This is a genomic window from Leifsonia sp. TF02-11 (assembly GCF_017565305.1).
GTDB lineage: Bacteria > Actinomycetota > Actinomycetes > Actinomycetales > Microbacteriaceae > Leifsonia.
On record NZ_JAGEKP010000013.1, the window covers coordinates 58,667 to 71,226 of the forward strand.

10 protein-coding genes are annotated in these 12,560 nt (G+C 72.1%); 3 read left to right on the plus strand and 7 right to left on the minus strand.

Going from position 1 to position 12,560, the window contains the following annotated elements; all coding sequences use genetic code 11:
* Positions 1-55 precede the first annotated feature (55 nt).
* Complete coding sequence (locus JNB50_RS16020) at positions 56-964, plus strand: universal stress protein (RefSeq protein WP_208041183.1); 909 nt, start codon at positions 56-58, stop codon at positions 962-964.
* Positions 961-3,597, plus strand: coding sequence for a magnesium-translocating P-type ATPase (mgtA, locus tag JNB50_RS16025; RefSeq protein WP_208041184.1), 2,637 nt, complete (start codon positions 961-963; stop codon positions 3,595-3,597). Before JNB50_RS16020 ends, mgtA begins: the two co-directional genes overlap by 4 nt.
* Here the strand turns inward: mgtA and JNB50_RS16030 are convergent.
* Complete coding sequence (locus JNB50_RS16030) at positions 3,569-4,963, minus strand: MBL fold metallo-hydrolase RNA specificity domain-containing protein (protein WP_208041185.1); 1,395 nt, start codon at positions 4,961-4,963, stop codon at positions 3,569-3,571. The genes mgtA and JNB50_RS16030 overlap by 29 nt on opposite strands.
* Positions 4,960-5,385 carry a hypothetical protein gene (locus JNB50_RS16035; RefSeq protein WP_208041186.1) on the minus strand — a complete coding sequence of 142 codons (426 nt, stop codon included), beginning with the start codon at positions 5,383-5,385 and terminating at the stop codon, positions 4,960-4,962. The genes JNB50_RS16030 and JNB50_RS16035 overlap by 4 nt, the downstream gene beginning before the upstream one ends.
* A 171-nt stretch (positions 5,386-5,556) precedes the next feature.
* On the opposite strand from JNB50_RS16035, the gene JNB50_RS16040 reads away from it, so the two are divergent.
* Positions 5,557-6,627: an alcohol dehydrogenase catalytic domain-containing protein gene (locus JNB50_RS16040; protein ID WP_208041187.1), complete on the plus strand. Its 1,071-nt coding sequence runs from the start codon at positions 5,557-5,559 to the stop codon at positions 6,625-6,627.
* Positions 6,628-6,685: 58 nt separating this feature from the next.
* Here JNB50_RS16040 and JNB50_RS16045 read toward each other — a convergent pair whose 3' ends face one another.
* The 5 genes from JNB50_RS16045 to JNB50_RS16065 form a co-directional block, all read right to left on the minus strand.
* The gene (locus JNB50_RS16045; protein WP_208041188.1) at positions 6,686-7,294 is read right to left on the minus strand and encodes a cation transporter; all 609 of its coding nucleotides are present in this window, start codon (positions 7,292-7,294) and stop codon (positions 6,686-6,688) included.
* Positions 7,291-8,403: a cation diffusion facilitator family transporter gene (locus JNB50_RS16050; protein WP_307794756.1), complete on the minus strand. Its 1,113-nt coding sequence runs from the start codon at positions 8,401-8,403 to the stop codon at positions 7,291-7,293. The genes JNB50_RS16045 and JNB50_RS16050 overlap by 4 nt, the downstream gene beginning before the upstream one ends.
* Entirely contained in the window at positions 8,400-8,798 is a 399-nt protein-coding gene (locus JNB50_RS16055) for a metalloregulator ArsR/SmtB family transcription factor (protein ID WP_208041189.1), read from the minus strand. Before JNB50_RS16055 ends, JNB50_RS16050 begins: the two co-directional genes overlap by 4 nt.
* A gap of 72 nt (positions 8,799-8,870) precedes the next feature.
* On the minus strand, positions 8,871-11,210 hold the full coding sequence (treS, locus tag JNB50_RS16060; RefSeq protein WP_208041190.1) for a maltose alpha-D-glucosyltransferase: 2,340 nt from the start codon (positions 11,208-11,210) through the stop codon (positions 8,871-8,873).
* Positions 11,211-11,291: 81 nt separating this feature from the next.
* Positions 11,292-12,482: a molybdopterin molybdotransferase MoeA gene (locus JNB50_RS16065; protein ID WP_208041191.1), complete on the minus strand. Its 1,191-nt coding sequence runs from the start codon at positions 12,480-12,482 to the stop codon at positions 11,292-11,294.
* Positions 12,483-12,560: the final 78 nt, after the last annotated feature.

Consider the following 12,560-nt stretch of genomic DNA (forward strand, 5'->3'; position numbering starts at 1 on the left):
GCGACGGCGCCGCCCTGACGGCCAGGCTCGAAGCAGACGAGCGCGGGAGGACACGATGACGGACACGATCATGGTCGCGGTGGACGGGAGGCCGGAGCACCGGGCGGCCCTGAGGTGGGCGACCGAGCGCGCCGTGCGTGAGGGAGCGAACCTGGAGCTGGTGTACGTGATCGATCGCTCCTGGGGTGATGCAGCCGAAGGGCCGGGCGCCCTGCTCGTCGAGGCGGCGAAGTCCCTGCTGGCGTCGGCGGAGGAGTCCGCCCTCCGGTTCGCGGAGCGGGCGCCGGCCCGCGCGCGGGCGATGAGCGGCCCGCATCCCGGTGGTGTCGCGCGGCCTCCGCTGGCCGTCTCGACGCGCTCCCTCTACGGCCACGTGGGCGCAGAGCTGACCCGGGCCTCGCGCGACGCCGACCTGCTCGTCGTCGGGGCGCGCTCCGGCGCCGACCGGGAGCACGGGTTCGCCGGGACGCTCCACGTGCGTGTCGCGGCGACCGCGGCGTGCTCGGTCGCCGTCGTGCCGCACGGCTGGGAGCGGTCGGGAGTGGGCGTGGTCGTCGGAGTCGACGGCCAGCCGCAGTCGGACGTCGCGACCGCGTTCGCCGCAGCAGAGGCCTCCGCGCTGGACGAGCCCCTCCGGATCGTCTGCGTCGGCTACTCGGCCAACCCGCTGCTCGCCGGGCTGGTCCCGGAGGTGTCGCTCGGGGACCACCGTCAGCGGATCGTCGACGCAGCAGCCGATGCCGCGCGCGCGTTCCGTCCCGGGGTCGAGGTGCGGGCGGAGGTGATCGAAGACGCCCCTTCGAGGGGCTTGGTCGCAGCCGCCGAAGGGCACAGAATGCTCGTCGTGGGGACACACAATCGGCAGAGCGCCAAGCGCATCATGCTCGGGTCGGTGAGTCACGACGTGCTGCTGAACGTCCGGGTGCCGGTCGTCGTCGCACGCGAGCACCGAGAGCTCGAGTGAGCGGGGCTGTCGGCACGGCTGTCGCCACCGCGCAGCCGAGCGCGGTACGGACCGCTGCCCGCCAGGAGGACTCGGCGGTGCTGGCTGCCCTGGCCACCTCCGAAGCCGGCCTCACGGACGCCGAGGCGTCGGCGCGACTGGTCCGGTACGGGCCCAACGCGGTGCGGGGCCATCGGGCGCGCCCGTGGCGGGTGCTCGGGCGCCAGCTGCGCAGCCCCATCCTGATCCTGCTCTTCGCCACGGCGATCATCTCGGCGTTCGTCGGTCAGGCGACGGAGGCGGTCATCATCGGCGTCATCCTCGTGGTCAGCGTCGGCCTGGGCTTCGTCAACGAGTTCCGCGCCGAGCAGGCGGCCGACGCCCTCCACGACCGCCTCAGGCACACCGTGGTGGTCGTCCGCGGGGGAGTGCGCCGGAGCGTCGACGTGACCGAGCTCGTTCCCGGCGACCTGGTCGTGCTCAGCGTCGGCACGGTGGTGCCGGCCGACCTGCGGCTGGTGGAGGTCACCGGCCTGGAGTGCGACGAGAGCATCGTCACCGGCGAGGCGCGCGCCGCCTCGAAATCCCTCGCCCCGGTGGCCGAGGGCGCGGGAGTCGGCGATCTCGGCTCCTGCGCTCTGATGGGCACCGTCGTGCACGCCGGCGGGGGCAGCGGAGTCGTGGTCGCGACCGGAGGCGAGACCGAGTTCGGGCGGATCGCCGTCGGGCTCGGCGCCCAGGAGCCGCAGACCGAGTTCCAGCGCGGGCTGGGCCAGTTCTCGACCTTCCTGCTGTTCGTCGCCCTCATCCTGACGACGCTGATCTTCGTGGCGGCGCTGCTGCTCGGCCGGCCGCTGATCGAGTCGCTGCTGTTCTCGCTCGCCATCGCGGTGGGCATCACCCCGCAGTTGCTGCCCGCCGTGGTCAGCACGAGCCTCGCCGCCGGCTCGCGGGCACTGGCCCGGCGCCGGGTGCTGGTGAAGCGGATGGTATGCATCGAGGATCTCGGCGACCTCGACCTCCTCGTCACGGACAAGACCGGGACCCTGACCACCGGGCGCATCGTGTTCGACCGGCCGGTGCCGCTCGACGGCGTCGACGCCGACGAGGTCCTGCTGCTGGGCCTCCTGGCCACCGACGCCGACCCGGCAGCGCCGCAGACGGTCGGTTTGAACGCGCTCGACGCCGCGCTCTGGCAGAGCGACGCGGCCGCGACCGCACCGGTGTCGGCGTACCACCGCCTCGACGCCGTGCCGTTCGACCACGAGCGGCGGATGGCCGGAGCGCTCGTCGCCGCCACCGGTTCCGCCCCGATCGTCGTGGTGAAGGGGGCGCCGGAGTCGGTGCTGCCGCTCTGCACGGAGGCGGATGCGTCGGCACGATCGGTGCTGACGGGGCTCTACGAGGCGGGTTCGCGCGTCATCGCGATCGCGACGCGTCCCGCGGACGAGCTGACGGCGCTCACGCCCGCAGACGAGACCGGCCTCACGCTGCGCGGCTACCTCGCCTTCGTCGACGGCGTGAAACCGGACGCTCGCGCCTCGCTGCAGCGCCTCGCCGACCTCGGGATCGAGGTCAAGATCGCCACCGGAGACGGCGCCGTTGTGGCGGAGCGGGTCTGCCGCGAGCTGGGCATGACGACGAGCGGCACGCTGACCGGCGACCGCATCGACGCCCTCGACGATGCGGCGCTCGCCGAAGCAGCGCGCGCGGCGACGATCTTCGCGCGCGTCTCGCCCGAGCAGAAGGCACGCATCATCCTGGCCCTCCGCCGCAAGGGCCGCGCCGTGGGCTTCCTCGGCGACGGCGTCAACGACGCACTGGCCCTGCACAGGGCGGACATCGGCATCTCGGTCGACTCGGCCGTCGACGTCGCCAAGGACGCGGCCGACGTCCTCCTGCTCGACAAGGACCTCGACGTGCTCGCCGACGGCGTGACCGAGGGGCGCCGCATCTTCGCGAACACGATCAAGTACGTGCTGATGGGCACGTCGAGCAACTTCGGAAACATGTTCAGCGCGTCGATCGCCTCGGTGATCCTGCCGTTCCTGCCGATGCTCCCCGGCCAGATCCTGCTGAACAACCTGCTCTACGACTCCAGCCAGCTCGCCATCCCCACCGACAACGTGGACGCGGGGCAGCTGAAGTCGCCGTCGCACTGGGACATCGGGGCGATCCGCCGCTTCATGCTGCTGTTCGGCCCGATCAGCTCGCTCTTCGACTTCGCCACCTTCGGTCTGATGCTGTTCGCCTTCAACGCCGCGCCTGCGGAGTTCCGGTCGGGCTGGTTCATCGAGTCGATCGCCACGCAGACGCTCATCGTGTTCGCCATCCGCACCAGGAAGGTGCCGTTCCTGCGCAGCCGCGCTTCGCTGCCGCTGACGGTGTCGGTGCTGGCCGTGGTGGCCATCGGCGTGTGGCTGCCGTACTCGCCGGTCTCCGGCCTGCTGGGCTTCACACCGCTGCCCGTCCTGTTCTTCCTGGCGCTGGTCGCCCTGGTGCTGCTCTACCTGGTGCTCGTGGAGATCGCGAAGGTCTGGTACTACGCGCGGCTGGCCGCTCCGACCGCCCCGGCGGTGCGGTCGAGGGCGTACCCGCACCGGGTGGCCCGCCGGGCCGCCCGGTTCACAGCGCGTTCGCCGCGGGTGGAGTGACCGCGGTCGCGACCGGAACGGTCTCCCCGAACTCGGCTGCCCTGGCCTCCCAGCCGAGCGTGCGAAGGATGCGGACCCGGAGCGCGTCCGCCGCGTGCGGCTCCCCGTGCGTCAGGTACACCGCCCGCGGTGCTCGCGGCGCGGTGCTCAACCAGTCGACGAGCTGTCCGGCGTCGGCGTGGGCGGAGAGCATGTCGAGCGTGTGGACCTGTGCGCGGATCGGCACGTCGCGTCCGTAGATCCGGAGGCTGCGCTCGCCGCGGCGCAGAGCGTCACCGCGAGTGCCCCCGGCCTGGAAGCCCGTCAGCACGATGGCGTTGTGCGGGTCTCCCCCGTACGCGGCGATGTGGTGGAGCACTCGGCCGCCTTCGAGCATTCCGCTGGCCGAGATGATGATCGCCGGCCCGCCGCGCAGATTGAGGAGCTTCGACTCGTCGACGGTGCGCACCAGGGTGGCCATCCGGTACATGGCCTCGAACTCGGCGGGTCGGATCCGGTGCTCCTCCGGGTGGCGTGCGTAGATCTCGGCGGCGTTCACCGCCATGGGGCTGTTCAGGAAGACCGGCACGTCCGGAATGGCGTGCTGCGCCCGCAGCCTGCTGAGGTGCAGGAGCAGCGTCTCCGCGCGACCGACCGCGAACGCGGGCAGGATGACCACTCCGCCGTGCCCGCAGACGTCGTTGACGATTCGCGCGAGGAGCGGGCCGGCATCCGTGCCCGGGTGCACGCGGTCGCCGTACGTCGACTCGCAGACGAGAACGTCCGTCTCCTCCAGCGAGCGCGGCGGCTGCATGAGCGGGTCGTCCACGCGCCCCAGGTCGCCGGTGAAATGGAGTCTCGCGCCGTCGGCCACCAGACGCACCTGTGCGGCACCGAGGATGTGGCCCGCCGGCACGAACCGCGCGCCCAGGCCGGCGACCTCCAGCTCCTCGTCGAACGGGTGCGACTCGAAGCGTTCCAGGGCCCGCGCCGCGTCCTTCTCGGTGTAGAGGGGGAGCGGCGGCGCGTGCTTCGAGGTGTGGTGCCGGTCGGCGAAGGCGGCCTGCTCCTCGAGGAGCCGTCCGCTGTCCGGAAGGATCAGCCTGCTGAGTTCCGTCGTGCCGTGCGTCGCGTGGATGGGGCCGCGGAAGCCGTCGCGCACGAGCGCGGGCAGATAGCCGGTGTGGTCGAGATGGGCGTGCGTGATCACGACGGCGTCGATGCTCGACGGCTCGACCGGGAACGGCCTCCAGTTGCGTTCGCGCAGGACCTTGTAGCCCTGGAACAGCCCGCAGTCGACGAGGATGCGCCGGCCGTGCGCTTCGACGAGGTAGCGAGAGCCGGTGACGGTGTCCGTCGCGCCCAGGAAGCGCAGCGAGGCGCTCACGGCGTCGCTACCCGATCGCGCCGCAGCACGCCCAACGCGAGCAGCACCAGGCCCACCTCGGCGAGTCCGGCGGCGAAGTAGATCGCCTGCAGCGCACTGAACGGGATGAACATCATCTGCACGAAGATCCAGATCAGCAGGCCGAAGCCGGCCACGACCGCGGCGAACGGTCCGGCGGTCGACCCTCGTCCCGTCAGCATCGCGGCGAGCACGTGGGTGCCGCCTACGATCACGGCCAGCGCGATTCCCGGGACGAGGTACGACGGGAACGGACTCCCGCCCAGGTAGGAGCTGTCGGGGACGGCACCGCCGGCCGTCGACGATGTCGCGGCCCCGACGACCAAGGCCACGCCGCCGGCGATGGCCGTGACGCCCACCATCGCGGCCAGCACGGTGAGGGTGATGCGGATCCAGCGTTTCATGACAGCTCCCGTCCTCTGCTCGAGCCTGTCACGCTCCCGGCGGACGGCCAGGGCCGAAAGGCCTGCCGCCCGCTGCCGGCCCTGAGGGACCTTCGGCCCATCCCGAGCGCTCGCACGCGGACGAGACTGGCGCCGACCCGACCGATCCAGGTCCAGGAATGAGGAGCCGCCATGCGCGCAGCCGTCGTGACCCAGTTCAACCAGCCGCTCACCGTCGAGGAGCGCCCGATCCCCACTCCGGGGCCGGGGCAGGTGCTCGTCCGGTTGGAGGCGTGCGGTCTGTGCCACACCGACATCCACGCCATCGACGGCGACTGGCCCGTCAAGCCGACGCTCCCGTTCGTTCCCGGTCACGAGGGCGTCGGGATCGTCGAGCGTCTCGGGGACGGCGTGACCTCCCGCACGCTCGGCCAGCGTGTGGCCATGCCCTGGCTCGGCCACGCCTGCGGCGAGTGCCGCTACTGCATCGACGGGCGCGAGAACCTCTGCGAGCAGCAGTACAACACCGGGTACGCCGTCGACGGCGGCTACGCCGAGTACGCACTCGCGGACGCCCGGTTCGCCGTGCCGGTGCCCGATGACGTGTCGCCCATGGACGCAGCGCCGCTGACCTGCGCCGGGGTGACGACGTACGCGGCGGTCAAGGCCGCGCACGTCGTCCCGGGCGAGCGGGTCGCGGTGTTCGGGATCGGCGGCCTCGGCCACCTGGCCGTGCAGTACGCCCGGCTCGTGGGCGCGCGCGTCGTCGCGGTCGACATCGACGAGGCCAAGCTCGACCTGGCCGTCGAACTGGGAGCCGACCACGCGATCGACGCGCGCGAGGTCGACCCGGCCACCGCCATCCACCACCTCGGCGGGGCGGACGTCGCCATCGTGCTGGCGGTGGCGCCTCAGGTCTTCGACCAGGCGTTCCGTTCGCTCAACCGCGGCGGCCGGCTCGTGCTGGTCTCCCTGCCCGCCGACGGCACGCTCACCGTGCCGGTCTTCGACACCGTGCTCAAGGGGATCTCCATCATCGGTTCGATCGTCGGCACCCGGCAGGATCTCACCGAGGTGTTCGCACTGCACGCCGCAGGCCGGACCAGGGTGGTCGCCGCGCGCCGCGACCTCGGTGACGTCAACGAGGCGGTGGCGAGCGTGCTCGCCGGCGAAGTGCCAGCGCGGCTGGTGTTCGTCTACGACTCGGGACTGCCGGTCGAAGTGGAGGAACGCGGGGCGAGCGAGACGCCCGATCTCGGGTGAGCGTCGGGCCGGGGGCGATGCCGCCGGATCTCGCGGCGGCTACGCCAGGGACGACCGTCTAGTCGTGGTCTCCGCGGAAGATCTGCACGGCCTCCCGTGCCGCGTAGACCACGATGACGAGCCCGGCGAGCGGGTCGGCCCACCACCAGCCGAGCAGCGCGTCGAGCGCGATGCCGACGAGCACGGCGGTGGCGAGGATGCCGTCGACCAGCGTGACCCGGCCCTCCGTGACGAGGACGGGGTTGCCGAGCCGCCGGCCGGTGCGGGCCTTGCCGTACGCCAGGGCGAACATGGCGACCGCTGTCGCGCCCGTCCAGACGACCCCGCCGGGGCTGGGCGTCGCTCGGTGGCCCGTGAGCAGCGCGAGACCGGCCTGCACGAGCAGGTAGACGGCGAGCAGCACGAACGCGACGCCGATGAGCCGGAGGGCGACCCGCTGGCGCTGCTCGCCTGTTCCGGTCAGCTCCCAGATGACGACCGTGCTGGCGCCGATCTCGATCAGGCTGTCGAGCCCGAAGCCGAGCAGGGCGACGGAGGCGCTCGTGTAGGCGAGCACGGCGAGGGTGACCACCCCGACGACGTTCCAGCCGAGGGTGATCGCCTCCAGGCCGATGCCGAAGCGGATCAGGCGGCGCCGCGCCGTGTCGTTCAGCGCCGCGCCGCTCATCGCGGCGTGCCCGCGGTCGCCGGTGTGAGTTCGAGCTGGAGGTCGTCGAGGTTGCGGAGGTGCTCTCCCGCGTGAGCGCGGGCGGCCTCGGTGATGCGCTGCGCGTCGTCGAGGGAGGCCGCGGCGACGGTCAGCCGTGCGCTGCCGTGCAGCCGGTGGCCCACCCAGCGGAGTTGGACGCGTGGCACCGCGGTGACTCCGGGCGTCTCCTGCAGGGCATGCTCGAGCCGGTCGACGAGCTCGGGCTCGATGCCGTCGAGGAGGCGCCGGCCGATGCTGCGCACGGTGCCCCAGAGCAGGACGATGATCGCCGCCGAGATCAGCAGGCCGACGATCGGGTCGGCGAGGGGGAAGCCGAGCATGACTCCGACCGCGCCGATGACGACCGCCAGCGAGGTGAAACCGTCGATCCTGGCGTGGACGCCGTCGGCGACCAGGGCGGCGGAGCCGATCCGCCGGCCGACCCGGATGCGGTAGATCGCGACCGCCTCGTTGCCGGCGAAGCCGATGAGGCCCGCGACGACGACCCAGCCGAGGTTCTCCAGCGGGTGCGGATGGACGAAGCGATCGATCGACTGCCAGGCGGCGACGACGGCCGAGAGCGCGACGACGGCGATGATGAAGAGCCCGGCGAGGTCCTCTGCGCGCCCCAGGCCGTAGGTGTACCGCCGGGAGGCCACGCGGCGGCCGAGCACGAAAGCCACCCACAGCGGAACGGCGGTCAGGGCGTCGGAGAAGTTGTGGACCGTGTCGGCCAGCAGAGCGACCGACCCGCTGACGGCGACGACGCGGGCCTGCAGGAACGTGGTGCCCAGCAGCGCGAACAGGCTGATCTTCAGCGCGCGGACACCCTCGGTGCTCGCCTCGAGGGCGTCGTCGATGGAGTCGGCGGCATCGTGCGAGTGCGGGACGAAGAGGCCGTAGAGGAAACCCCTGAATCCGGTGGGGTGGTGGTGCTCATGGCCGTGGCCGTGGCCGCGGTCGTGCGGGTGGTCGTGGTCGTGCGTGTGCTCACCGTGGTCGTGGTCGTGGTCGTGGCCGTGGTCGTGCGTGTGCCCGCGCTCGTGCGGCCGCCCCACCTCTCCGCGGGAGTGCGTCTCGCTGGTCACGCCGACGCCTCCACCTCGCCGACGGCGTCCGCCCCGCTCGCCGCCGCCTGGTGGTGGTGCCGCGGCGTGCCGCCGAGCGAGTGCTCCGCCTGGAAGATCGCGTCGCTCACCAGCCGGCTCGCGTGCTCGTTCTCGAGCCGGTAGAAGACGCGCTGGCCGTCCTGTCTCGTCGCCACGATGCGGGCGAGCCGCAGCTTCGCGAGGTGTTGCGAGACCGCCGCCGGCTGCTTGTCGAGGATGTCGGCGAGGTGGTTCACCGAGAGCTCCCCGGCGTCCCTCAGCGCCAGGATGATCCGCACGCGCGTGGCGTCGGCGAGCATCCCGAACACCTCCACGGCCAACTCGACATACTGGCTGTCGGGCAAACGCCCGCATATCGGCTTATCTGCATCCATACGCAGATTAAACCATGCCCCCCGCACATTCGTGACGAATCACGACATTCGTGGCACGAATCGATGGATTCGTCACGAATGTGCGGCGGCGGGTTCCGCCGGCGCGGGACGACGCAGCACCAGGAACCGCACGCCGTACGGCCCGATGCTCAGCGGGAAGCTGCTCAGGTTGTCGACGGTCGCGATCTCGGCGTCGTCGCCCGCGTCGATGACCGCAGCGCCTAGCGGCATGGCGTCGGAGCGCACGGTGCCGTCCACCGCGTCCGTGCTCAGGTTCAGCACCGTCAGCTGCACGATCGGGAGGTCCTGCTCGTCGAGCGCCTCCAGCTCGTGCACCAGCACCAGCATCCCGGGATGCGCGACGTCGGGCACGTCGACCTGGCGCGCGGAGGCGATGCCGTACTTGGAGCGGATGCGCAGCAGATCGCGCAGCCCGCTCGCGAACGAGTCGCGGCGCTTCAGCTGCTCGGGCAGTGTGCCGTAGAGGGAGCGCGCCCGCGGCATCCCGGACGCCGACCGCTCCTGGTCGGGCGCCACGCCCAGCAGGTCGTGCGCTCCGCGCTCGATCCAGCGGGTGTCGCCGTCGGCGATCAGATCGGCGACTTCGCCGCGGGGGAGGGTCAGCGCCCCGAGCAGATCCCACCCCGACAGGGCGAAAACGCCGGGTTGCCACGCGTTGAACGCGGCGAGCAGCAGGTGCGCGTCGCGGATCGCCGGCACGTCCGCCTCGGTGATCGAGTCGAGCGTCGCGTGGCCCTGCGTCGCGGCGATGAGGGAGGCCGTGGTGCAGGCGATCCCGTTGGTCGTGAACACGAGGTTGTAGTCGGCGGATGCACCCGTGAGCTTCTCCACCAGCTCCGACCGGATCAGCTCGGCCAGTTCGCCGCCGGTCAGCTCCTGATACCGGAACGGGTACAGGTCGTTCTTGTGCAGGGTCGCCCAGTGCACCAGTTCGTAGGTCAGCTCGTCGTGGTTCTGCAGGCCGTGCACCAGGCTCACCGGCTCGACCCCGAGCGCCAGCGAGGTGCGCAGGGTGAGGCGCAGGAACTCGGTGTCGCCGGTGGCGAGCGCGTGGTGGTACGCCGGGCGGTTGATGAAGTCGTACGACAGGTCGGCGCCGACGGCGCCGGTGTCGCGGATGTCCTCCACGGTCAGGTTGAGCTCCTGGAACGTGAAGCCGCCGACCTTGCGCACCATGCCCGCGATGACATGGTTGGCGGCGTGCGAGAGCGGGTGGCCCTCCGACCAGGCGGGGAGGCCCTCCGCACTCTTCTCGACGCCGAGGAAGCCGTTGGCGTCGAGTCGCAACGCGCTCGTGCCGAGGTCGCCGAGCGAGTGGAGGGCGTCGCCGATCACCAGCCGCATGCCCGAGAAGGTGGGGTCGAGCCAGTTGACGGAGGGCTGTCCCTCCTTGAAGTAGTGCAGGTACACCCAGCGCCGCGTGACACCGTCGACGCCGACCACGGGCGCTGTGACGCTCCAGTTGGTCTCCTTGACACCGGGCGCGTAGAAGATGACGCGCTGCAGCTCGCCGATGATGTATCCGCGCTCGGCGAGCGACGCCTCGGTCGCCGCGTCGAGGTTGACCGAGTCGCGGTGCTCCGGGACCTCCGGCAGCAGGTGCCACTCCTCCGGCGGGATCTCGACCATGTGGTAGATGCCCGGGTAGTCCTTGTACGCCATCTCGGCGAGCCGGAAGTCGGCGCCCTTGCCGGTGTGCCCCGGCACGATGTCGTCGATGACGACGCCGCCGTGCTCCTCCGCGACGTCCGTCATGCGCTGGAAGGTCTCCTCGTCGCCGAAGATCGGGTCGATCTGCGTGCCGATCCGGTCGAAGTGCCCGTCGACGCTCGGAGTCTCCTGCCAGCCGCGGATACCGCCCGCGCGCTTCACCGGGCCGGTGTGCACGCCGTTGATGCCGATGCGCTGGAACGCGGTCCAGAGCTCCGGGTCGGCGAGAGCGGCGAGGAAGCTCTGATCCTGCCGGGTGATCAGCGAGATCGGGTAGGCCGTGAACCAGACGTCGGAGGTCGCGACGGCCCGCCGGGCGTCCGGACGGGCGTACGGGTTGCGCCACATGCTCGGCGACCCGGAGAGCTGCCGGCTGAGCACGTCGGCGTCTTTGAGCATCGACTGGCGCACCAGCCATTGAACGTAGGCCGGGTTGAGCCCATTCGCCGCGCGCGGGTCGGACACGGTGCGGCGGATGCTGCCGCCCCGCAGGTTGGCGCGCGGACGCAGTCGGCGCGGCCGGGCGGGGTACAGCTGCTCGTCGTAGGTGATCTCCGGGGCTTCGGCCTCGGCGACCCCGGCCTCGCCCGCGCCGATCGCGTCAGCTGCGGTGCTGGCGGCCGCGGCCTCGCGGCCCGACGCCTTTTCGGCCTGCGTCTCGGCCTCTACCGACTCGTCCATCTGTTCTCCTCCCGGCACGCCTGCCACGCTATCCCAGCTCCCGGGCCCTCGAACCCCCGGCTGTGTGAACCGGTGGAGAACTCAGTTCTCCACAGCAGAGTGCGGCGCGACGAGCCACGGCACGGGCAGGCTCTCGGCACCCTCGCCCTCGCGCACTCCCTCAGGCGGCACGACCAGGATCCCGGTCGCACCGGCGAGGCCGCGCAGCATGGCAGCGCCCCGCCAGGTCGCGACGACGGCCCGGCCGTCGACCTCCGAGTACGGCGCCAGGACGGTCGAGCCGGCCCGCCCCTCCACCGCGGGGCCGCGCATGACCCGCGGCGGAATCGGCTCGCGACCGGCCAGACCGGCGATCAACGGCTCCACCAGCGTGATCGCCGCGACCATCGCGGCGAGCGGGTTGCCGGGGAGTGCGACGACGAGGCGCCCGTCGGGCAGCTCCGCGATGCGGGTCGGACCTCCCGGCCGCATCGCCACCCCGTCGACGAGGAGCCGCGCGCCCAGTGCGAGCAGTGCGGCGCGCACGTGGTCCGCGGACGAACCTCCGGTGCCGCCCGTCGTGACGATCACGTCCGCTCGGGCGTCGCGGAGCGCTGCGACGGTCTCGTCGTGATGATCGGGGACGCGGGACGCTCCGACGACCCGGCCGCCGAGCATCCCGATCAACGCGGGGAACTGGACGCCGAAGCTGTCCCGGACGCGCCCGGCCGTCGGCAGGCCCGACTCGATCACCTCGTCGCCGGTGAACACCAGCGCGACCGTCGGGGCCGCCTGCACGGCGAGCGCATCGGTACCGGTCGCCGCGGCCAGCGCGACGTGCGCCGGGTTGAGGCGGGTGCCGGCGGCGATCAGCAGCTCGCCGCGCTCGGCCTCGGTCGCCGGCAGCCGGATGTGGTGGCCGGGCCGCGGCTCGTCGGCGACCGTCGACCGCAGCACACCGGCCTCCACGACGCCGCTCTCGCTGCGCAGCACGGCGAGCTGCACTCCGGGGTCCGTCGGGGCGGGCACGTGCGCTCCGGTGACGATCGCCCGCGCCTGCCCGGGGGCGGGCAGCTCGATCGTCACGAGCTCCCACGGCCCGTCGCCGACGACGAGCCAGCCGTCCATCGCCGCCGAGGCGAAGTGCGGGAGGTCGATCGGCGTCACGAGGTCGGCGGCGATCCGGCGCCCGACGGCGCGATCGAGCGCGATGAGCTCAGGAGGAAGCACGGCAGACGCTCCCGCGGCTGCGGCGATCGCGCGCGCGTGCCGCCAGCTCGGGCGCTCCGTCACCGTGGCATGTCCATGCGTGATGCTCTTCCCCACATCATTCGAGTATGGGGCCGGGGCGGCCCGTGGTAAGCCTGGAAC